This window comes from Pseudomonas jinjuensis (assembly GCF_900103845.1).
In the GTDB taxonomy this organism is placed as follows: Bacteria; Pseudomonadota; Gammaproteobacteria; order Pseudomonadales; family Pseudomonadaceae; genus Pseudomonas; species Pseudomonas jinjuensis.
In genome coordinates this window covers 53,632-74,499 of sequence record NZ_FNIJ01000014.1, presented here as the reverse complement: position 1 = coordinate 74,499, position 20,868 = coordinate 53,632, and the positions used below count along the sequence as shown (strand labels likewise).

The following is a 20,868-nucleotide window of genomic DNA, read 5'->3' as shown; positions in this document are numbered from 1 at the left end:
TTGCACCTGCACAGAAACTGGTCGGACCAGTATCGAAGTGGTGGACGCTGCCCACGCCCGGGTCCACGCTGGAAAACCAATCCGGCCGACGCCGGCTCCGACAACAACAACGACCGTGAGCCGATGAACATCCTCTACGACGAGCGCCTGGATGGCGTACTGCCCAGGGTCGACAAGGCCGCGCTGCTGATCGAACTGCGCGCCGCCCTGCCCGACCTGGAAATCCTCCACGAAGCGGAAGACCTGCATCCCTACGAGTGCGACGGCCTCTCCGCCTACCGCACCACGCCGATGCTGGTGGTGCTGCCCGAGCGCGTCGAGCAGGTGGAAACCCTGCTCAAGCTCTGCCACCGCCTGCAGGTGCCGGTGGTCGCCCGCGGCGCCGGCACCGGGCTGTCCGGCGGCGCGCTGCCGCTGGAACAGGGCATTCTTCTAGTGATGGCGCGCTTCAAGCGCATCCTCGAAATCGACCCGGTCGGGCGCTTCGCCCGCGTCCAGCCCGGCGTGCGCAACCTGGCGATCTCCCAGGCGGCGGCGCCCCATGGTCTCTACTACGCCCCGGACCCGTCGTCGCAGATTGCCTGCTCCATCGGCGGCAACGTGGCGGAGAACGCCGGCGGCGTGCATTGCCTGAAATACGGCCTGACCGTGCACAACGTGCTGCGCCTGGAGATCGTCACCATCGAGGGCGAGCGCATGACCCTCGGCTCCGACGCCCTCGACAGCCCCGGCTTCGACCTGCTGGCGCTGTTCATGGGCTCCGAGGGCATGCTCGGCGTGGTGGTCGAGGTCACCGTCAGGCTGCTGCCCAGGCCGCAGGTGGCCAAGGTCGCGCTGGCCAGCTTCGATGACGTCGCCAGGGCCGGCGGCGCGGTGGCCGACATCATCGCCGCCGGCATCATCCCCGGCGGGCTGGAGATGATGGACAACCTGGCGATCCGCGCCGCCGAGGACTTCATCCACGCCGGCTACCCGGTGGACGCCGCGGCCATCCTGATCTGCGAGCTGGACGGCGTGGAATCCGACGTGCACGAGGACTGCCTGCGGGTGCGCGACATCCTCGAACGGGCCGGCGCCACCGAGGTGCGCCAGGCCCGCGACGAGGAGGAACGGCAGAAATTCTGGGCCGGGCGCAAGAACGCCTTCCCGGCGGTCGGACGCATCTCGCCGGACTACTACTGCATGGACGGCACCATCCCGCGCCGCGAGCTGCCACGGGTGCTGGAGGGCATCGCGCGACTGTCCGCCGAGTGCGGCCTGCGCGTCGCCAACGTGTTCCATGCCGGCGACGGCAACATGCATCCGCTGATCCTGTTCGACGCCAACCAGCCCGGCGAACTGGCGCGCGCCGAGGAGCTGGGCGGAAAAATCCTCGAACTCTGCGTGGCGGTGGGCGGCAGCATCACCGGCGAGCACGGCGTCGGGCGCGAGAAGATCAATCAGATGTGCAGCCAGTTCAACGCCGAGGAACTGACCCTGTTCCACGCCGTTAAGGCCGCGTTCGACCCGCAGGGCCTGCTCAATCCCGGCAAGAACATCCCCACCCTGCACCGCTGCGCCGAGTTCGGCGCCATGCACATCCACCGCGGCCAACTGCCGTTCCCCGAACTGGAGCGTTTCTGATGCCGAACGACCGCAGCGCCGAATTGCTGGAATTGGTGCGCCGCGCCCTGGCCGAGCGGACGCCGCTGCAGATCCACGGCGGCTGCAGCAAGGCGTTCCTTGGCCGCGAGGTGGACGCGCAGACGCTGGATGTACGCGGGCACAGCGGCATCGTTTCCTACGATCCGACCGAACTGGTGATCACCGCCCGCAGCGGCACGCCGCTGGCCGAGCTGCAGGAGACGCTGGACCGCCACGGGCAGATGCTCGCCTGCGAGCCGCCGGCCTTCGGCCCCGGCGCCACCGTGGGCGGCATGCTCGCCGCCGGGCTTTCCGGTCCGCGCCGGCCGTGGGCCGGCGCGGTGCGCGACTTCGTCCTCGGCACGCGGCTGATCAGCGGCCTCGGCACGCACCTGCGCTTCGGCGGCGAGGTGATGAAGAACGTCGCCGGCTACGACCTGTCGCGCCTGCTGGCGGGCAGCTTCGGCTGTCTCGGGGTGATCACCGAGGCGTCGTTCAAGGTGCTGCCCAAGCCACGCTGCCGGGTCAGCCTGCGCCAGGGCATCCCGCTGGAGCTCGCACTGCAGCGTCTCGGCGAATGGGGCCAGCAGCCACTGCCGCTGAGCGCCGCCTGCCACGACGGGCAGACCCTCTACCTGCGCTTCGAAGGCAACGAGGGCTCGGTGCGCGCCGCCTGCGACCGCATCGGCGGCGAGCCGCTGAACCATGCCTGGTGGGACGACCTGCGCGAACAGCGCCTGCCGTTCTTCGCCGATCCGCGACCGCTCTGGCGCCTGTCACTGCCGGCCACCACCGCGCCGCTGGCATTGCCCGGCGAGCAGCTGGTGGACTGGGGCGGCGCCCAGCGCTGGCTGAAATCCGATGCCAGCGACGAGCAGATTCGCGGCGCGGTCGCCGCGGCCGGCGGCCATGCCACCTGCTTCAGCCCCCGCCACAGCGACAACCCCTTCCACCCGCTGGCCGCGCCGCTGCTGCGCTACCACCAGGCGCTCAAGCAGCGCCTCGATCCGCAGGGCATCTTCAACCCCGGCCGGTTGTATGCCGGGCTCTGACAGGAAGCGACGATGCAGACCAATCTCAGCGAAGCCGCCCGCCGCCTGCCCCACGCCGCCGAGGCCGAGCGCATCCTGCGCACCTGCGTGCACTGCGGCTTCTGCAACGCCACCTGCCCGACCTACCAGGAACTCGGCGACGAGCTGGACGGGCCGCGCGGGCGCATCTACCTGATCAAGCAGTTCCTCGAACAGGACCAGGTCAGCGAGAAGACCCGCGAACACCTCGACCGCTGCCTGACCTGCCGCAACTGCGAAACCACCTGCCCCTCCGGCGTCGAGTACCACAAGCTGCTCGACATCGGCCGCGCCGCCATCGAGGAGCGGGTGCCGCGCCCGCTCGGCCAGCGCCTGCTGCGCGGGGGGCTGCGCGCATTGATGCCGCATCCGCAGCTGTTCCGCTCGCTGGTCAATACCGGCGAGGCGCTGCGCCCGCTGCTGCCCGGCCCGCTGCAGGCCAAGCTGCCGCGCAGGGTGGCGGCCCCCGGCGTACGCCCGCAGCCGCGCCACGAACGCCGCGTGCTGCTGTTGGAAGGCTGCGTGCAGCCGGGTCTGTCACCCAACACCAATGCCGCCACCGCGCGGGTGCTGGATCGTCTCGGCATCAGCGTCATCCCGGCGCCGCGGGCGGGCTGCTGCGGCGCCGTGGACTACCACCTGAATGCCCAGGAGGAAGGGCTGGACGACGCCCGGCGCAATATCGACGCCTGGTGGCCGGCGATCCAGGCCGGCGCCGAGGCCATAGTGCAGACCGCCAGCGGCTGCGGCGCCTTCGTCAAGGAATACGCCTACCTGCTGCGCGACGACCCGCAGTACGCGGAGAAGGCGCGGCGGGTCAGCGAACTGGCCCGCGACCTGGTAGAGGTGATCCGCGCCGAGCCGCTGGAACGCCTCGGCCTGCACTGCGACCAGCGCCTGGCCTTCCACTGCCCCTGCACCCTGCAGCACGCGCAGAAGCTCGGCGGCGCGGTGGAGGACGTGCTGCGCCGGGTCGGCTTCCACCTCACCCCGGTGCCGGACGGCCACCTCTGCTGCGGCTCCGCCGGCACCTATTCGCTGACCCAGCCGGAACTCTCGCGGCGCCTGCGCGACAACCGCCTCGACGCGCTGGAAAGCGGCCATCCGGACCTGATCGCCACCGCCAACATCGGCTGCCAGATCCACCTCGACGGCGCCGGCCGCACGCCGGTGCGGCACTGGATCGAGCTGCTCGACCAGGCCCTGCCACCCGGAGACTGACGCCATGCACAGCAAAGCCGTACTGACCCAGGAGGAAGTCACCCGCATCCTCGCCGCCGCCCGCGCCGAAGCCCAGGCCCACCAGTGGGCGGTGAGCATCGCGGTGGTCGACGACGGCGGCCACCCGCTGGCCCTCGAACGCCTCGACGGCGGCGCGCCGGCCAGCGCCTACATCGCCGTGGAAAAGGCCCGCTGCGCCGCCCTCGGCCGCCGCGAGTCGCGTTCCTACGAGGAAATGATCAACGGCGGACGCACCGCCTTCCTCTCCGTACCGCTGCTCAACGGCATGCTCGAAGGCGGCGTGCCGCTGCTGGTCGACGGCCAGGTGATCGGCGCGGTCGGCGTGTCCGGCGTCCGCTCGGGCGAGGACGCCCAGGTGGCGAAAGCCGGAGTGGCCGCGCTGTGAAGTGCACGGCGCCGGGGTCGCAGTGGAACCATGGGCCGCCGGGGGAATGAGCTGGCGGATAACGCTGGCGCGTTATCCGCCCTACCCGTTGCCTGCGCCATACGTGTAGGAGCCAGCTTGCTGGCGATCAACCGTGCCAGCCGGCAATGCCGTGGTCCGAATGAAACCGCGGATCGCCAGCAAGCTGGCTCCTACAGGTACGCACGTTCCCACGTAGTCCCGCCGGAACCGTAGGAGCGGGCCATGCCCGCGACACCCCGCAATAGACAACAGGCAAGACCGACCCACCCCACATTCCCCCAAGAACAAGAAGAGGTCGCGCACATGGAAACTTGGCAACAGGTCTACACCCCGCTCGGCAGCCTGGGCTTGTCCGCCCTGGTGGCACTGATCCCCATCCTGTTCTTCTTCCTCGCCCTCGCCGTGTTCCGCATGAAGGGCCACGTCGCCGGCACCATCACCCTGGTCCTGGCGATCGTCGTCGCCGTCACCGCCTACGGCATGCCGCTGGACAAGGCGCTGGCCTCGGCCTTCTACGGCTTCATCTTCGGGCTCTGGCCGATCGCCTGGATCATCATCGCGGCGGTGTTCCTCTACAAGCTGTCGGTGAAGAGCGGCCAGTTCGAGATCATCCGCCAGTCGGTCATGTCCATCACCTCGGACCAGCGCCTGCAGATGCTGCTGATCGGCTTCTCCTTCGGCGCCTTCCTCGAAGGTGCGGCGGGCTTCGGCACGCCGGTGGCGATCACCGCGGCGATCCTCGTCGGGCTCGGCTTCAACCCGCTCTACGCCGCCGGGCTGTGCCTGATCGCCAACACCGCGCCGGTGGCCTTCGGCGCCCTCGGCACGCCGGTGCTGGTGGCCGGACAGGTGTCCGGCATCGACGCCTTCAAGATCGGCGCCATGGCCGGGCGGCAATTGCCGCTGCTGTCGCTGATCGTGCCGTTCTGGCTGGTGTTCGTGATGGACGGCATGCGCGGCATCCGCGAGACCTGGCCGGCGGCGCTGGTGGCCGGCGGCAGCTTCGCGGTGAGCCAGTACTTCACCTCCAACTTCATCGGCCCGGAACTGCCGGACATCACCTCGGCGCTGATCAGCATCGTCTGCCTGACGCTGTTCCTGAAGGTCTGGCAGCCGGCCGGCGCCGCCGATGTGGTTGAGGTCTCCGGCGGCGCCGCGGTGCTCGGCGGGCCGGCGCCACGGGAATCGCTGCCCTACAGCGGCGGCGAAATCCTCAAGGCCTGGTCACCGTTCCTGATCCTCACCGCGCTGGTGACCCTGTGGACGCTGAAGCCGTTCAAGGCGATGTTCCTCCCCGACGGCGTGCTGCACGCGTTCGTGTTCAACTTCGCCATCCCGCACCTCGACCTGCTGGTGGTGAAAGCCGCGCCCATCGTCGCCCACCCGACGCCGATCGCCGCGGTATTCAAGTTCGACCCGCTGGCGGCCACCGGCAGCGCGATCCTCGCCTCGGCCATCGTCTCGATGATCTTCCTGCGGATCAGCCCGAAGACCGGCCTGCTCACCTTCGGCGAGACGCTCTGGGACCTGAAGTGGCCGGTGACCACCATCGGCATGGTGCTGGCGTTCGCCTTCGTCACCAACTACTCGGGGATGTCCACCACCCTGGCGCTGGTGCTGGCCGGAACCGGCGCGATGTTCCCGTTCTTCTCGCCGTTCCTCGGCTGGCTCGGGGTGTTCCTCACCGGTTCGGATACCTCGTCGAATGCGCTGTTCGGCTCGCTGCAGGGCACCACCGCGCACCAGATCGGTGTCAACGACACCCTGCTGGTGGCGGCCAACAGCACCGGCGGGGTGACCGGCAAGATGATCTCGCCGCAGTCCATCGCCGTGGCCTGCGCGGCGACCGGCATGGTCGGCAAGGAATCCGACCTGTTCCGCTTCACCCTCAAGCACAGCATCATCTTCGCCGCCATCATCGGGGTGATCACCCTGCTGCAGGCGTACGTGTTCACCGGAATGCTGGTGCACTGAAACGCGTTAGACGGCGCCGGGTAGCCGGCGCCGCGTCACTCCTCGTCCGCCCCCGGCAGCTCCAGCCGGCCGGTATGGAAGTCGTACTCGAACACCGCGCCGTAGCGCCCCCACTCCACCACCACGCCCATGACCCGGCGGCCTTCCTGGCTGCCGAGTTCGTCCTCCAGCGCATCGAGGAAGGGCTTTTCCGGCAGCTCGCCGCCGGCTTCCTGCTCCAGGCTGCGGCGGATGTGCGCGGCCAGCGGCACATGGGCGAGCAGTTGCCGGCCGAAGATTTCCTGGCGCAGCGCCGGGTCCGCCTCGACGTAGTGCCGGCCGAGGGCGGTCAGGGCGATGTCGCCCTTCTCGACGTGGGCCAGGCGCAAAAGGCCGAGCGCCTCGTAGGCGGGGAACAGTTCCTCGTCGGACAGCTCGGCTTCCTCGGCCAGCTGCGGCAGGTCGGCGCGGCCGTCGAACGGCGAATCCGCCAGCAGCTCCAGCACGCTGTTGATGCGCTCGATATCGGCCTGCGGCAGGCGGTAGCCAATGGGCAGCGGCCGCGCCGGACCGGTCGCCGGTTCCGCCGCCGGGCGCATGGTCATCAGGCCGTAGACCTCGTCGATCAGTGCGCGGACCTCGGCTGAATCGATGTCCCGCGGGCGCGGCAGGCGATTGCGTATCTCGCTGCGGATGCGCCCGGGATTGCTCGACAGGATGATGATGCGGTCGGCCATCATCACCGCTTCCTCGATGTTGTGGGAGACGATGAGGATGCCCTTGGTGGGAATCCTGCTCTCTTCCCACAGCTCCAGCATGTCGTCGCGCAGCGTCTCGCCGGTGAGCACGTCGAGCGCCGAGAAGGCTTCGTCCATCAGCAGCACGTCGGGATTGGTGACCAGCGCGCGGGCGATCCCCACGCGCTGCTTCATGCCGCCGGACAGCTCGCGCGGCAGCGCGCCGCCGAAGCCGGCGAGGCCGATCAGTTCGAGCACCGCGTCGGCGCGCTGCTCGCGCTCGGCCGGCGCCACGCCCTGGGCCTCCAGGCCGAGCTCGACGTTCTGCTGCACGGTCAGCCAGGGGAACAGCGCGAAGGACTGGAAGACCATGGCGATGCCCGGCACCGGCGCGTGGATCGGCCGCCCGCGATAGCTGGCCTGGCCGCCGTCGGCGGGAATCAGCCCGGCGATGATGCGCAGCAGGGTGGACTTGCCCGAGCCGGAACGGCCGAGCAGCGCGACGATCTCCCCCGATTCCAGGCGGAAGTCCACCGCCTCCAGCACCGTGCGCGCGCTGCCGTCCGCCGCGCGGAACGACTTCGCCACCCCCTTCAGTTCGATCAATGCGTTTTCGCTCATGGCGTTCCTCAGCGGCTGCGGTCTTCGGCCAGCAGGTACAGCCGGCGCCAGAAGAAACGGTTCAACAGCATCACGAATATGCACATCACGCCGATGCCCAGGGCGATGCGGTGGAAGTCGCCGGTGGCGGTCATCTCGCGGATATAGCTGCCGAGGCCGTCCGCCACCAGGGTGGTCTGGCCCCAGCTGACGTACTCGGCGACGATGCTGGCGTTCCACGAGCCGCCGCTGGCGGTGATGGCGCCGGTGACGTAGCTGGGCAATATCGCCGGCAGGTAGACGCGCTTCCACCTCAGCCAGCCGCGCAGGCCGAGGTTGTCGGCGGCCAGGCGCAGCTCGTTGGGAATCGCCGACGCGCCGGCCACCACGTTGAACAGGATGTACCACTGGGTGCCGAACACCATCAGCGGGCTGAGCCAGATGTTCGGGTTCAGCTGCAGGCTCACCAGCACGAACACCACCAGCGGGAACAGCAGGTTCACCGGGAACGCCGCGAGGAACTGCGCCAGCGCCTGCACGCGCTGGGAATACTGCGGCCGCAGGCCGATCCACACGGCGATCGGCACCCACACCAGCGAGGCCAGGGCGATCAGCAGCAGCACCCGCAGCAGGGTGATGAAGCCCAGCCCGACCACCCGCGCCGCCTCGCCCCAGCCGACGTCGCTGTGGATGAACAGCACCAGCTGGACCACCGCCGCCAGGGAAAGCAGCAGCAACAGCGCGTCCCACACCCGCGGCCACGGCGAGTTTTTCTCCTGCGCTGCAGCGGCGACAGCGCCATCGTCGTTACCCAGGCTGAACCAGCCCAGCGTGCCGCGCAGCAGCGCCCAGAAGCGGCCGGCCAGCACGCTGACCCAGCTGCTCTGGCGGACCCAGGCCAGCAGCCAGGATTGCTGCGCCGTCTCGCCCTGGGATTCCTCGAAGCGGAACTTGTCCGCCCAGGCCAGCAGCGGGCGGAAGAACAGCTGGTCGTAGAGCAGGATGCCACCGAGCATCGCGCCGATGGCCCAGGCGATGGCGCCACTGTCGCGCTCGTCGATGGCGACAGCGATGTAGGAACCGATGCCGGGCAGCTTGATGTCCTGGTTGGCCACCGAGATCGCCTCGGCGGCGACCAGGAAGAACCAGCCGCCGGACATCGACATCATCATGTTCCACAGCAGCCCCGGCATGGCGAACGGCAGCTCCAGGCGCCAGAAGCGCTGCCAGCCGGACAGCCGGAACACCCGCGCCGCCTCGTTCAATTCGGCCGGCACGTTGCGCATCGACTGGTACAGGCTGAACGCCATGTTCCACGCCTGGGAGGTGAAGATGGCGAAGATCGCCGCGCACTCGACACCGAGCACGTTGCCGGGGAACAGCGCGATGAAGGGCGCGATGGCGATGGCCTGGAAACCGAGGATCGGCACCGACTGGAGGATGTCCAGCAGCGGGATCATGGCCTTCTCGGCGGTGCGATATTTCGCGGCGATAGCGGCGAATATCAGGCTGAACAGCAGCGAAAACGCCAGCGCGGTGAACATCCGCAGGATGGTGCGCAGCAGGTAGTACGGCAGGTATTCCGGGTCCAGCGAGATCGGCGACGGCTCGCCGACCTCGAACGGCCGGGTCATCTGCATCGCGCCGAAGGCCAGCAGCATCAATACCGCCAGCACCAGCGGCAGCAGTGCCCAGTCCCAGCGGTTCGGCGAGGTGCGGAGCAAGGCGTTGTCACGCTTCTGCGGATTGGCGCGCTCGAGCATGGCAGGCGCTCCCTCGGGATGCTTAAGCGGTCAATGGGAAGAGACAGGTGGTTTCGACTCGGCCCTGTCGCGCTCCAGCATAGATAGCGCTGGCGGATGGCGCAGGTTTTGCCGCGAAATCGTCATCGATCCCATGCTCCAGCCAACGCCGGACAACCTGTAGGAGCGGGCCATGCCCGCGAACCCCGGCGCCGCCGATATGTCGCGCGCATGGCGCGCTCCTACAAGGGTGCGGGGGTCTTCGTCATCGTTCCCACGCTCCCGCGTGGGAACGCATCCAGGGACGCTCCTGCGTCCGGGCCATGGAGACGCGGAGCGTCACGGGATGGGTTCCCATCTCGCGCGCACGGCGCGCTCCTACACCACCGGCAAGGCAAACCTGAACGCCGCGCCCTGTCCTTCGTCCACCACCCCGATCTCGCTGCCATGCAGTTGCAGGATGCTGTGCACGATGCGCAATCCCAGGCCGCCGCTGCGGCGAGCGCCGCCAAGGTCGAAGGGGCGCTGGAACAGGCCCTCGCGCAGTTCCGGCGGGATGCCGGGGCCGTTGTCGGCGACCGTCACCTCCACCGCATCGCCCCTGCGTTCCAGCGCGACTTCCACTGCCCCGCCTTGCGGCGTATGGCGCAGGGCGTTGTCGAGGAGGTTGGTCAGCACCCGTTCGATCAGCCCGAGGTCGGCGCATACCGGTGGCAGCGGTTCGGCGAAGCGGGCGTGCAGGGCGATGCGGCGTTCGGTGGCGGCCAGTTCGAATTTCTGCAACACGTCCTGCACCAGGTCGGTGAGGGCGAACGGCTCGCACTCGGGCTTGACGAAGCCGTATTCCAGCCGCGCCAGTTCGAACAGCGACTGCGCCAGGCCGCCGACCTTGCGGCTCTGTTCCAGGGCGATGCCGAGGTAGCGCCGGCGTTCCTCCGGGGCGAGGCTGGCGTCCTTCAGCTGCAGGGTTTCCAGGTAGCCGTGCAGCGAGGCCAGCGGCGTGCGCAGGTCGTGGGAGATGTTGGCGATCAGTTCGCGGCGTTCCTGGTCCTGGCGGGTCAGCGTGCGCCACTGCTCGCCGAGGCGGGTCGCCATCTGCCGGAAGGCGCCGTCGAGCACGGCGATCTCGTCGTTGCGCAGGCCTTCCGGGGCCGGCGGCAGCGGGGTCGGCGTGGCGTCGATGTCGAACTGGCGCACCCGCTCGGTGAGCTGGCGCAGCGGCCGGGTGATCCAGGCGAAGGCCAGCAGGCCGGCGACGAGGCAGAGCAGCGCGACCAGCCCGAGGGACCAGAGCGCGGTGCGCAGCACCAGGCTGGTGGCGTCGCGCTGGGCCAGGCGGTCGTGTTCCTCGCCGAGCAGCACCACGTAGACGTAGCCCATGTCCTGCCCGCCGACCCGCAGCGGCGCGGCGCTGAACACCTTGCGCCCGTCCGCGCTGCGCGGATCGTCGCCGAGGATCGGCAGCATGTCGCCGGCGAGGAAGCGCCGCAGCGGCGCCAGGTCCACCCGCTCGCGGCGCAGGCGGCCGGGTGGCGCGGCGTGGCCGAGGATGCGGCCGTCGGCGCCGAGCAGGTACAGCTCGACGCTGGGGTTGACCACCATCAACTGGCCGAACAGCGCGCGCGCCGCGTCCGGGCGCACGCCGGCGGCATCGCTCAGGTGGCTGTCGCGGGCGATGGTGGCGGCCAGGTCGCGGGACAGTCCCTGCACCACTTCCAGCTCGCGCATCTGGCTGGCGCGCAGCTGCAGCCACACGGAAGTGCCGCTGGAGACCAGCAGCAGCACAGCGAACACCAGCGACAGGCGCTGGCTCAGGCCCAGCCTCATGCTTCGCTCCCCGGCGCGGCGAACTTGTAGCCGCGGCCCCAGACGGTGACGATCCGCGCCGGCTGCAGCGGGTCGGCCTCGATCTTCGCGCGCAGGCGGTTGATGTGGGTGTTGACGGTGTGCTCGTAGCCTTCGTGGTTGTAGCCCCACACGGCGTTCAGCAGGTCCATGCGCGAGAACACCTTGCCTGGCTGGCGGGCGAAGAAGTACAGCAGGTCGAATTCGCGCGGGGTGAGGTCGAGGCGGCGGCCGTCGAGGCTGGCTTCCCGCGCCAGCGGATCGATGAACAGCCCGTCCAGCGACAGGCTGCCGGCATCCAGCCGTGCATTGCGCGCCATGGCCTCGGCGCGGCGCAGCAGCGCCCTGACCCGCGCCACCAGTTCCAGTACCGAGAACGGCTTGGCCAGGTAGTCGTCGGCGCCCAGCTCCAGGCCGAGGATGCGGTGCACCTCGCTGGCCCGCGCGCTGATGATGATGATCGGCGTGTAGCGCGCCATGGCCCGCGCATGGCGGCAGATTTCCAGGCCGTCGACGCCGGGCAGCATGATGTCCAGCACCAGCGCGTCCCAGCCGCCCTGCTCCACCTGGCGCAGGCCTTCGCTGCCGTCGGCGCAGTGGGTCACCTGCAGGTTCTCGTCGCGCAGGTGCAGGGCGAGCAGGTCGGCGATGTGCTGGTCGTCCTCGACCAGCAGGACGCGTCTAGGCTGATCCATGGAGGCGTTCCTTTCGGGCGTTGCGTTTCATTGTGCGAAATTTCCGACGGCGCAGGTATCACGAATTGTTTAACTCTCCGTGAGGACTTCGCGACCGCCGCGGCCATAGCCTGCAAGCCATCCCGACCACCACCGCCCTGCGGAGGACGCGATGAGCACCAGACGACAATTTCTCCAGACCGGAGCCACCGCCGCGGCGGTGCTCGGCTTCGGCCTGCTGCCCGGGTTCGGCGCCCGCGCCGAGGAAAGCTTCGAAGTCAGCTACAGCGATGCCGAATGGCGCAAGCGCCTGGGCGCCGAGCGCTACGCCATCCTGCGCAAGGAAGGCACCGAGATGCCCTGGAGCAGCCCGCTCAACGACGAGCACCGCGCCGGCACCTTCGCCTGCGCCGGCTGCGCGCTGCCGCTGTTCTCCTCGAAGACCAAGTTCGACAGCGGCACCGGCTGGCCGAGTTTCTGGCAGCCGCTGGACAACGCCGTCGGCACCCGCACCGACACCGGCTACGGCATGCTCCGCACCGAAGTGCACTGCCGGCGCTGCGGCGGCCACCTCGGCCACGTGTTCGAGGACGGCCCCGAGCCCACCGGCCTGCGCTACTGCATGAACGGCCTGTCGCTGACCTTCATTCCCGAAGCCTGATCGAGACCCATCCCCATGCTGCTCCTCCTACTCGCTTACCTCGGCGGCGTGCTGACCATCCTCAGCCCGTGCATCCTGCCGGTACTGCCCTTCGTCTTCGCCAGCGCCGGCCAGCGCTTCTCGCGCAGCGGCCTGCCGCTGCTGGCGGGCATGGCGCTGACCTTCGCCCTGGTCGCCTCGCTGGCCACCGTCGGCGGCAACTGGATAGTGACCGCCAACCAGTGGGGCCGCTGGGCCGCGCTGGCGCTGCTCGCGCTGTTCGGCGTGGCGCTGCTGCTGCCCCGGGTGGCCGAGCGCCTGACCCGCCCGCTGGTCGCCGCCGGCAATCGCCTGTCCGATTCCGCGCAGAGCGGCGGGCCGCGTCCCGGCGCGTCCTTCCTGCTCGGCATCGCCACCGGCCTGCTGTGGGCGCCCTGCGCCGGGCCGATCCTCGGCCTGATTCTCACCGGCGCGGCCTTGCAGGGCGCCAGTCTGGACTCCGCCCTGCTGCTGCTCGCCTATGCCGCCGGCGCCGCGACCTCGCTCGGCCTGGCCCTGCTGCTCGGCGGCAAGGTGTTCACCGCCATGAAGCGCTCCCTCGGCGTGGGCGAATGGCTGAAACGCGGCCTCGGCGCGACCATGCTGGCCGGTGTCGGCGCCATCGCCCTGGGAATGGATACCGGTGTGCTGGCGCAGCTGTCGCTGGCTTCCACCGGGCCGCTGGAGCAGCGACTGGTCGACCTGGTGCGCCCCGCCGCGCCGGCCATGGCGCCGAAGAACGACAACCCGGCGATGATGATGGCCGCCGGCAACGCCATGCGCGCCAGGTCCACGCTGCCGGACGAAGGCGCGCTGCCCTCGCTGGACGGCGCGGTGCAGTGGCTGAACTCTCCTCCGCTGACCGCCGAAAGCCTGCGCGGCAAGGTAGTGCTGGTGGATTTCTGGACCTACTCCTGCATCAACTGCCTGCGCGCCCTGCCCTACGTGAAGGCCTGGGCGGACAAGTACCGCGACGAGGGGCTGGTGGTGATCGGCGTGCACGCGCCGGAGTTCGCCTTCGAGCGCGATGTCGGCAATGTGCGCAAGGCGATGGCCAAGCTGGGCATCGACTATCCGGTGGCGGTCGACAACGACTACGCGATCTGGCGCGCCTTTGCCAACCAGTACTGGCCGGCGCACTACTTCATCGACGCCAACGGGCGCATCCGCCACCACCATTTCGGCGAGGGCGGCTACGAGCGCTCCGAGCGGGTGATCCAGCAGCTGTTGCGCGAGGCCGGCAAGGGCAAGGTCGCCGGCGGGCTGATCGACGTGCGCGGCCAGGGCGTGCAGGCAGCGGCGGACATGCAGCAGATGCGCTCGCCGGAAACCTACCTCGGCTACGACCGCGCCGAGAACTTCGCCTCCAGCGGCGAAGTGAAGCCCGACGAGCCCGACTCCTATAGCGCCCCGGCCCGACCGGCGCTGAACCAGTGGGGCCTCGACGGCAGCTGGACCATCGAGCCGGAACGCGCAGTGCTCGCCGGCCAGTCCGGGCGCATCGTCTACCGCTTCCATGCCCGCGACCTGCACCTGGTGCTCGGCCCCGGCGCGGACGGCAAGCCGGTGCGCTTCCGCGTGACCATCGACGGCAAGGCCCCGGGCGACGCCCACGGCACCGACGTGGCGCCGGACGGCAGCGGCACGGTCACCGAGCAGCGCCTGTACCAGCTGGTGCGCCAGCCCGGCGAGATCGGCGAGCGCACCTTCAGCATCGAGTTCCTCGACCCCGAGGTCTCGGCCTATGCCTTCACCTTCGGTTGACCTGCGGAGGTAGCTGAATCATGAACGTATCGATCTGGAGTAAAGGCCGCAGCCTGCTCGCCGGGCTTGCGGCGGTCGCCACCGGCCTGCTGCTGTGGCAGGGCAGCGGCTATTCGATGGGCAGCATGGAAAAGGCCACCGCCCTGCCACCGCCGACGCTGGACCAGCCGGCCGGCAGCATGCGCAGGGAAGTCGCGATCTTCGCTGGCGGCTGCTTCTGGGGCGTGCAGGGAGTGTTCCAGCATGTGCGCGGGGTGACCGGCGCGGTCTCCGGCTATGCCGGCGGCAGTGCGGCAACGGCGGATTACGAACTGGTCAGCAATGGCGATACCGGGCATGCGGAGGCGGTTCAGGTGACCTTCGATCCGTCGCAGGTTTCCTACGGCACGCTGCTGCAGATCTTCTTCTCGGTGGTCCACGACCCGACCCAGCTCAACCGCCAGGGCCCGGACCGCGGCACCCAGTACCGCTCGGCGATCTTCCCCACCAGCGCCGACCAGAGCCGCGTGGCCGAGGCGTACATCGCCCAGCTCGGCGCCGCCGGGGCATTTCCGAAGCCGATCGTGACGCGGATCGAGGCGGACAGAAGCTTCTACCCGGCGGAGGACTATCACCAGGACTACCTCACCGAGAACCCTCGCGAGCCGTACATCGTGATTCACGACCTGCCGAAGATCGAGCAGCTGAAGGCGCTGTTCCCGGAGAGGTATCGGGAGGAGCCTGTATTGGTGAAGAAGTCGTCGTGAGATGACGTGGATGCCATTGTAGGAGCAACTGTCTTCACATCGGCGCGGCGCATCCCCCTCACCCTAACCCTCTCCCCCAGGAGAGGGGACCGTTCGGAGTTGCCGGCAGGCACGGCATTCATCCCGACGCCAATCTGCTCCCTCTCCCTCTGGAGCGGGGCGCGCAGCCAGGGCTGGGGTGAGGGAACCCCCAACGCCGAACGCTCCTACAGGCAATCCCATGCGCGATGGCCATCGTTCCCACGCGCGGGAGCGCGAGAACGATGGCCAACGGGCGTATCAGGCCACGCCGCGCTTGCGACCTTCCCAGAACGGCTTGCGCAGGTCGGTCTTCAGCACCTTGCCAACGCTCGACAACGGCAGGCTGTCGCGGAACTCCAGGCTGCGCGGGCACTTGTAGCCGGCGATGCGTTCGCGGCAGTGGGCGACGATTTCATCGCTGCTGACGCTGGCTTCCGGCTTGAGCACGATCACCGCATGCACGGTCTCGCCCCACTTGTCGCTGGGGATGCCGATCACCGCGCTCTGCGCCACGGCCGGGTGGCTGGCGATGGCGGTCTCGACCTCGGCGGAGTAGATGTTCTCGCCGCCGCTGACGATCATGTCCTTGATCCGGTCGCAGATGTAGACGAAGCCGTCCTCGTCCATGTAGCCGCCGTCGCCGGTGTGCATCCAGCCGCCCCGCAGCGCTTCGGCGGTGGCTTCCGGGTTGTTCCAGTAGCCGAGCATCACGTTCGGGCCGCGTACCACGATCTCGCCGTGCATACCGCGCGGCACCTCGTTGTCCTCGGGGTCGACGATGCGCACTTCCACGCAGATCACCGGCAGGCCGGCCGAGTACATCCTGCCGTTGGCCTGGCATTCGGCGCTGTGGTACTCCGGGCCGAGGATGGTCGCCGCCGGCGCCAGTTCGGTCATGCCGTAGCCCTGGCCGAAGCCGGCGGAAGTGAAGACAGTCCGTGCGCGGTCGAGCAGCGTCGGGGTGATCGGCGAGGCGCCGTAGCTGATGCGATCCAGCGCGCTGTAGTCGAGTTGCTGCAGGGCGGGATCGGCGTCACGCGCATCCAGCACCATCTGGATCATGGTCGGCGCCATGAGGAGCTCGTTGACGCGCTCGCTGGCCAGCGCATGCAGTACCTGCTTCGGCACGAAGGATGGCAGCACCACATGAGTGCCACCGCTGGTGAACAGCGCGGACATCGTTGCCAGGGCGGCCAGGTGGAACATCGGCATCACGTGCAGATAGGTGCAGTTGGCGTGGCAGCTGCCGGAATCCAGCACGCTCAGCGCCGAAAAGCCCAGGTTGGCATGGCTGAGCATCACACCCTTGGGGAAGCCGGTGGTGCCGCCGGTATAGAAGATGCCGAGCAGCGAATCGCCGCCACGGCGGGCGTCTTCCACGGGCTCGCTGCCTTCGATCAGCGCCTCGTAGCCGAGCATGCCTTCGGGAGTTTCGCCGTCGCCGGCATGGATCACCGTGCGGATGGTCTTCGCTTCGGCGGCGATGCGCGCGCCGAGTTCCTTGAAGGCGTCATCGACGATCAGGACGGTGGTATCCGAATCGTCCAGGGAATAGATGATCTCCGCGGCGCTCCAGCGGATGTTCACCGGGTTGAGCACCGCATCGGCCCAGGGCACGGCCTGGTAGTACTCGATGTAGCGCTGGGAATTGAGGGAAAGCATGGCCACGCGGTCACCGCTGGCCACGCCCAGTTTTTTCAGGGCGCCAGCCAGGCGGGCGACGCGGTCGCCTAATTCGGCATAGGTCACGCTGCGGCCGTTGAAACGGATAGCGGTGGCATTCGGGCGCCGCTGCAAATGGCGGTGCAGCCCTTGGGTGATGTACATCGAAATCTCCAATCCGATTATTCTTGTTGAAACTCAACGGAACAGGCATTTCATCGAGACGGATCACGCAAGGACCATCCGTTTCGGCACTGTCCCGCTGGAGAACGGCCAGGCGAATTTCGCCTGTCAGGCTTGTGACCGGCCGTTCAGCCCCTGTCGGTTATGTGTACAAGACCACTATCCGAAACCGCCCGCGGCTTGTGGCACACGGGCGGTCGCAGAGTGTTTGGCGAAGCGTGGCTCAGCGGATGCCCGCGTTGCGCAGCGCTGCCGGGGTGAAGTCGTTCTTCATGGTGAACTGCTGGTTCCACTGCACGGCGTGCTTGGCCTCGTTGGTCAGGCCACCGACGAAGTAGCGGCCGGCGATCAGGTCGTACAGTGTCTGTGCTGCGTAGTACGGCAGCTGCTTCTCGTAGTTCTGCACCTGGAAGCCCTCGCCGACGCGCCACAGCTGGCCACGGCCGTCGTACTGGGCGGTTTCCGCGATGCCCCAGGTGTCCTCGTCGAGGAACAGGGTGCGCTTGTTGTAGATGTGGCGCTCGCCTGGTTTCACGGTGCCTTCGACTTCCCACACGCGGTGCAGCTCGTAGCGGGTCAGGTCCTGGTTGATGTGGCCGGGCTTGATGATGTCGTCGTACTTCAGCTTCGGCGACCACAGCCGGTAGTTGTTGTACGGGATGTACATCTCGCGCTTGCCGACCAGCTTCCAGGTGTAGCGGTCCGGGGAGCCGGAGTACATGTCGTTGTCATCCGATACGCGCATGCCGTCGGCGGCGTTGGCCGGGCCGTCGTAGGCCACCTGCGGGGCGCGGCGCACACGGCGCTGCCCGGAGTTGTAGGCCCACGCCATGCGCGGCTCCTTGACCTGGTCGAGGGTCTCGTGAACCAGCTGCACGCCGCCGGCCAGGCGGGACGGGGCGACGGTCACCTGCTTGACGTACACGAGGATGTTCGAGTTCGCCATCGCATCGACATCAGGCAACTGCTCCGGGAAGGCTGCGGACTCCTGGAACTGGACGATGGTGAAGCTGCCGTTGGTCTGCGGCACGGCCTGCGCGACGGCCCGGGAGAAGTTGGTGCCCTTGTAGCGGGTCAGGTGGTTCCACAGCACCTCGACGCCGCTCTTCGGAATCGGGAAGGCGTAGTTGCGCGACTTCTCGAAGTTGGCCAGGCCGTCGCCGTCGTTCACGGTCACGGTGTTCAGCGCGCTGACCTTGGCGCGGTCGTAGATGGCCTGCGGCAGCGCGGCGCTGCGGCGGGTCGGGTAGACCGGAATCCGGTAGCTGTCCGGGTAGCGCTGGAACATCGCCAGTTGGCCGGGACTCAGCTTGTCCTTGTACTGGTCGACGTTGTCCTTGGTGATGACGAACAGCGGCTTGTCGCTGGCGTAGGGGTCGCCCAGGAAACCCTTGGCGTCCACCGGAGCGGCACCGGGCTTCAGGCCGCCGGTCCAGGCAGGAATGCTGCCATCGGCATTGCCGGCCTTCTCCGCGCCAACCGGCGTCAGGGTCGTGCCCAGTTTGGCGGCCTCATCGGGAGAGACAGCAGCCATGACACTGGAAGCCAACAGGGAGAGCGCCAGGGCGCCGGTTTGCAGCATGGTGATTGTTCTTTTGTTCATCGGTTTCATCCGTACATCTCAGATTTCAAGCGGAGCCGGTAGCCTGGCCGCCGAACCGAAACCATCGATCCGGATTGCCGGCCTACCCACGGCGATGACCATCCATGGCCGAGGTTGCCAGGCAATGCTAGGGATGCCATCGATGTCCAGCGTCGGTCGAAGGGATTAGTTTGTGGTGAAACTCACGAAGTCCAATCGAAGTAGGCAGACGGCCGGGAATGGAGGATCGGCCGTTGCCATGGCATCCCTCCCCCTTCGGAGCAGCTGGCGGCGGATACGAACCGGATGAGCGGTCATCCTGCCTGCCGCCGTTTCGTGATCTAAAATCAAATATGCTTTTCCCAATCACGCATTTTTCTCACGAGTCCGCATCCGGATACTTCGCTCCAGCCATTCGGCTGGCGCACCACCTTCCTGGTGGTCGCCGCCTTCGGCCTGACCGTGCTGAGCGGCCGCCTCGACCGCCGGGGCGCAATGGACGAACCTTCCACCGGCGGCGCAGTCCCCTCTATCTGACACAACCTCGCAAGGAAAACCCGACATGAGCGTTCCTGCCTTCGGCCTCGGTACCTTCCGCCTCAAGGGCCAGACCGCCATCGACTCGATCCGCACCGCCCTCGACCTCGGCTACCGCGCCATCGACACCGCGCAGATCTACGGCAACGAGGCCGACGTCGGCGCAGCCCTGGCGCAGAGCCCGGTGCCCCGCGACCAGCTGTTCCTCACCACCAAGATCTGGACCGAGAACTACGCCGCCGAGAAGTTGATCCCCAGCCTGAAGGACAGCCTGCACAAGCTGAAGACAGATCACCTCGACCTGACGCTGATCCACTGGCCGTCGCCGGGTGGAGCGGTACCCGTCGTCGAGTTCATGGGGGCGCTGAAGGAAGCGAAGGACCAGGGCCTGACCCGGCAGATCGGCGTGTCCAACTTCACCATCGCGCTGATGCAGGAAGCCATCGACGCGGTCGGCGCCGGCCAGATCGCCACCAACCAGGTCGAGCTGCATCCCTACCTGCAGAACCCCAAGGTGGCGGACTTCGCCCGTAGCCAGGGCATTCACATCACTTCCTACATGACCCTCGGCTACGGCCGGGTGCTCGCCGATCCGGCCATCGTCGGCATCGCCGAGCGCATCGGCGCCACGCCGGCGCAGGTGGTGCTGGCCTGGGCCATGCAGCTCGGCTACTCGGTGATCCCGTCGTCCACCAGGCGGGAAAACCTGGAGAGCAACCTGCAGGCCGTCGACCTGCGCCTGGCGGACGCGGACATGGCCGCCATCGCTGCGCTGGAGCGCAACGAGCGGATCACCAGCCCTGCCGGCCTGGCGCCGCACTGGGACTGAACGACGCTATCTTGTGCCGCGATAACCATCGCGAAGGGAGTTTAAACATGGATCTTGGAATCGAAGGCCGCTGGGCGGTGGTCTGCGCCGCCAGCAAGGGCCTCGGCAAGGGCTGCGCCCAGGCGCTGGCCCGCGAAGGCGTCAACCTCGTCATCAATGCGCGGGGCGCCGCAGCGCTGGAAGCCACCGCGGAGGAACTGCGCCGGCTCAATCCGGCCATCGAGGTGCGTACCGTCGCCGGCGACGTCGGCCAGCCCGACCTGCGCGCCGCCCTGCTTTCCGCCTGTCCGCAGGTGGACATCCTGGTCAACAACGCCGGCGGCCCGCCGCCCGGCGATTTCCGCGACTGGCAGCGCGAGGACTGGCTGCGCGCCCTGGAGCTGAACATGCTGACGCCCATCGAGCTGATCAAGGCCACGGTGGACGGCATGGCCCGGCGCGGCTTCGGCCGGGTGGTGAACATCACCTCCTCGTCGGTGAAGGCGCCCATCGGCAGCATCGGCCTGTCCAACGGCGCGCGCAGCGGCCTCACCGGTTTCATCGCCGGCCTGGCCCGCCAGCCGCGCCTGGCCGCGCGCAACGTGACCATCAACGCCCTGCTGCCCGGCTCCTTCGACACCGACCGCCTGCGCAGCACTCTCGGCGACGACCCGGAGACGGCCGCCGCCGAAAGCCGCAAGGCGATCCCCGCCGGCCGCTTCGGTACGCCGGAGGAATTCGGGGCGTTCTGTGCGTTCGTCTGCAGCGTCCATGCGGGGTACCTGACCGGGCAGAACCTGCTGCTCGATGGCGGGGCGTATCCGGGGACCTATTGAGCGCGCTTCTGCCGTTGCATGGTGGATGAAAAAAACCTCATCCACCCTACGGTTCTCCCGGTTCCGCAGGGTGAAAAACGCGAAGCGTTTTCCACCTGCCACGCAGAAGCCTTCCTGGCGTCCAAAGCACTAAACTCCCAGGCATTCATTCCCGGGAC

General features: G+C 68.3%; 16 protein-coding genes. 10 read left to right on the top strand and 6 right to left on the bottom strand.

Going from position 1 to position 20,868, the window contains the following annotated elements:
* The first annotated feature begins 123 nt into the window (after positions 1-123).
* The 5 genes from glcD (at position 124) to BLR75_RS19125 (ending at position 6,315) form a co-directional block, all read left to right on the top strand.
* Positions 124-1,623: a glycolate oxidase subunit GlcD gene (gene glcD, locus BLR75_RS19145; RefSeq protein WP_084312218.1), complete on the top strand. Its 1,500-nt coding sequence runs from the start codon at positions 124-126 to the stop codon at positions 1,621-1,623.
* Complete coding sequence (gene glcE, locus BLR75_RS19140) at positions 1,623-2,675, top strand: glycolate oxidase subunit GlcE (protein WP_084312216.1); 1,053 nt, start codon at positions 1,623-1,625, stop codon at positions 2,673-2,675. The genes glcD and glcE overlap by 1 nt, the downstream gene beginning before the upstream one ends.
* A gap of 12 nt (positions 2,676-2,687) precedes the next feature.
* On the top strand, positions 2,688-3,914 hold the full coding sequence (gene glcF, locus BLR75_RS19135; RefSeq protein WP_084312214.1) for a glycolate oxidase subunit GlcF: 1,227 nt from the start codon (positions 2,688-2,690) through the stop codon (positions 3,912-3,914).
* Positions 3,915-3,918: 4 nt separating this feature from the next.
* Positions 3,919-4,320 carry a heme-binding protein gene (locus tag BLR75_RS19130; protein ID WP_084312212.1) on the top strand — a complete coding sequence of 134 codons (402 nt, stop codon included), beginning with the start codon at positions 3,919-3,921 and terminating at the stop codon, positions 4,318-4,320.
* Positions 4,321-4,644: 324 nt separating this feature from the next.
* Positions 4,645-6,315, top strand: a complete 1,671-nt coding sequence (locus BLR75_RS19125; protein ID WP_084312210.1) for a lactate permease LctP family transporter — start codon at positions 4,645-4,647, stop codon at positions 6,313-6,315.
* A 35-nt stretch (positions 6,316-6,350) separates the two neighbouring features.
* On the opposite strand, the gene BLR75_RS19120 is transcribed toward BLR75_RS19125, so the two are convergent.
* From BLR75_RS19120 to BLR75_RS19105, 4 genes are all read right to left on the bottom strand, one after another.
* Entirely contained in the window at positions 6,351-7,652 is a 1,302-nt protein-coding gene (locus tag BLR75_RS19120; protein ID WP_084312208.1) for an ABC transporter ATP-binding protein, read from the bottom strand.
* An 8-nt stretch (positions 7,653-7,660) separates the two neighbouring features.
* Positions 7,661-9,394, bottom strand: a complete 1,734-nt coding sequence (locus tag BLR75_RS19115) for an ABC transporter permease (RefSeq protein WP_084312206.1) — start codon at positions 9,392-9,394, stop codon at positions 7,661-7,663.
* A 357-nt stretch (positions 9,395-9,751) separates the two neighbouring features.
* Positions 9,752-11,200, bottom strand: coding sequence for a sensor histidine kinase (locus BLR75_RS19110; protein WP_084312204.1), 1,449 nt, complete (start codon positions 11,198-11,200; stop codon positions 9,752-9,754).
* Positions 11,197-11,913: a response regulator transcription factor gene (locus tag BLR75_RS19105; protein ID WP_084312202.1), complete on the bottom strand. Its 717-nt coding sequence runs from the start codon at positions 11,911-11,913 to the stop codon at positions 11,197-11,199. Before BLR75_RS19105 ends, BLR75_RS19110 begins: the two co-directional genes overlap by 4 nt.
* 151 nt (positions 11,914-12,064) lie before the next feature.
* Between BLR75_RS19105 and msrB the strand changes: the two genes are divergently transcribed.
* The 3 genes from msrB to msrA are packed head-to-tail and all read left to right on the top strand — an operon-like array spanning position 12,065 to position 15,081.
* Positions 12,065-12,553 (top strand): peptide-methionine (R)-S-oxide reductase MsrB, encoded by a 489-nt coding sequence (gene msrB / locus BLR75_RS19100; RefSeq protein WP_084312200.1) that lies wholly within the window; start codon positions 12,065-12,067, stop codon positions 12,551-12,553.
* Between the two features lie 15 nt (positions 12,554-12,568).
* A complete protein-coding gene (locus BLR75_RS19095; RefSeq protein WP_084312198.1) occupies positions 12,569-14,335 on the top strand; it encodes a cytochrome c biogenesis protein DipZ in 1,767 nt (588 codons plus the stop codon).
* 20 nt (positions 14,336-14,355) lie between these two features.
* Entirely contained in the window at positions 14,356-15,081 is a 726-nt protein-coding gene (gene msrA / locus BLR75_RS19090; protein ID WP_084312196.1) for a peptide-methionine (S)-S-oxide reductase MsrA, read from the top strand.
* 279 nt (positions 15,082-15,360) lie between these two features.
* Here the strand turns inward: msrA and BLR75_RS19085 are convergent, their stop codons facing one another.
* Together BLR75_RS19085 and BLR75_RS19080 are read right to left on the bottom strand one after the other, a co-directional pair.
* A complete protein-coding gene (locus BLR75_RS19085) occupies positions 15,361-16,929 on the bottom strand; it encodes a long-chain-fatty-acid--CoA ligase (protein WP_084312421.1) in 1,569 nt (522 codons plus the stop codon).
* Positions 16,930-17,170: 241 nt separating this feature from the next.
* Positions 17,171-18,550 carry a DUF1329 domain-containing protein gene (locus tag BLR75_RS19080; protein WP_084312194.1) on the bottom strand — a complete coding sequence of 460 codons (1,380 nt, stop codon included), beginning with the start codon at positions 18,548-18,550 and terminating at the stop codon, positions 17,171-17,173.
* A 541-nt stretch (positions 18,551-19,091) separates the two neighbouring features.
* Between BLR75_RS19080 and dkgB the strand changes: the two genes are divergently transcribed.
* On the top strand, positions 19,092-19,895 hold the full coding sequence (gene dkgB / locus BLR75_RS19075; protein ID WP_084312192.1) for a 2,5-didehydrogluconate reductase DkgB: 804 nt from the start codon (positions 19,092-19,094) through the stop codon (positions 19,893-19,895).
* A gap of 47 nt (positions 19,896-19,942) precedes the next feature.
* Entirely contained in the window at positions 19,943-20,710 is a 768-nt protein-coding gene (locus BLR75_RS19070) for an SDR family oxidoreductase (RefSeq protein ID WP_084312190.1), read from the top strand.
* Positions 20,711-20,868 lie beyond the last annotated feature (158 nt).

What these genes read in the sequence shown, in the direction of transcription:
- glcE (WP_084312216.1), top strand. Translation starts at nt 1,623, where the DNA reads ATGCCGAACGACCGCAGCGCCGAATTGCTGGAATTGGTGCGCCGCGCC.
- BLR75_RS19125 (WP_084312210.1), top strand. Translation starts at nt 4,645, where the DNA reads ATGGAAACTTGGCAACAGGTCTACACCCCGCTCGGCAGCCTGGGCTTG.
- BLR75_RS19130 (WP_084312212.1), top strand. Translation starts at nt 3,919, where the DNA reads ATGCACAGCAAAGCCGTACTGACCCAGGAGGAAGTCACCCGCATCCTC.
- BLR75_RS19095 (WP_084312198.1), top strand. Translation starts at nt 12,569, where the DNA reads ATGCTGCTCCTCCTACTCGCTTACCTCGGCGGCGTGCTGACCATCCTC.
- BLR75_RS19080 (WP_084312194.1), bottom strand. Translation starts at nt 18,550, where the DNA reads ATGAACAAAAGAACAATCACCATGCTGCAAACCGGCGCCCTGGCGCTC.
- BLR75_RS19085 (WP_084312421.1), bottom strand. Translation starts at nt 16,929, where the DNA reads ATGTACATCACCCAAGGGCTGCACCGCCATTTGCAGCGGCGCCCGAAT.
- msrB (WP_084312200.1), top strand. Translation starts at nt 12,065, where the DNA reads ATGAGCACCAGACGACAATTTCTCCAGACCGGAGCCACCGCCGCGGCG.
- BLR75_RS19070 (WP_084312190.1), top strand. Translation starts at nt 19,943, where the DNA reads ATGGATCTTGGAATCGAAGGCCGCTGGGCGGTGGTCTGCGCCGCCAGC.
- BLR75_RS19115 (WP_084312206.1), bottom strand. Translation starts at nt 9,394, where the DNA reads ATGCTCGAGCGCGCCAATCCGCAGAAGCGTGACAACGCCTTGCTCCGC.
- BLR75_RS19120 (WP_084312208.1), bottom strand. Translation starts at nt 7,652, where the DNA reads ATGAGCGAAAACGCATTGATCGAACTGAAGGGGGTGGCGAAGTCGTTC.
- dkgB (WP_084312192.1), top strand. Translation starts at nt 19,092, where the DNA reads ATGAGCGTTCCTGCCTTCGGCCTCGGTACCTTCCGCCTCAAGGGCCAG.
- BLR75_RS19110 (WP_084312204.1), bottom strand. Translation starts at nt 11,200, where the DNA reads ATGAGGCTGGGCCTGAGCCAGCGCCTGTCGCTGGTGTTCGCTGTGCTG.
- msrA (WP_084312196.1), top strand. Translation starts at nt 14,356, where the DNA reads ATGAACGTATCGATCTGGAGTAAAGGCCGCAGCCTGCTCGCCGGGCTT.
- glcD (WP_084312218.1), top strand. Translation starts at nt 124, where the DNA reads ATGAACATCCTCTACGACGAGCGCCTGGATGGCGTACTGCCCAGGGTC.
- BLR75_RS19105 (WP_084312202.1), bottom strand. Translation starts at nt 11,913, where the DNA reads ATGGATCAGCCTAGACGCGTCCTGCTGGTCGAGGACGACCAGCACATC.
- glcF (WP_084312214.1), top strand. Translation starts at nt 2,688, where the DNA reads ATGCAGACCAATCTCAGCGAAGCCGCCCGCCGCCTGCCCCACGCCGCC.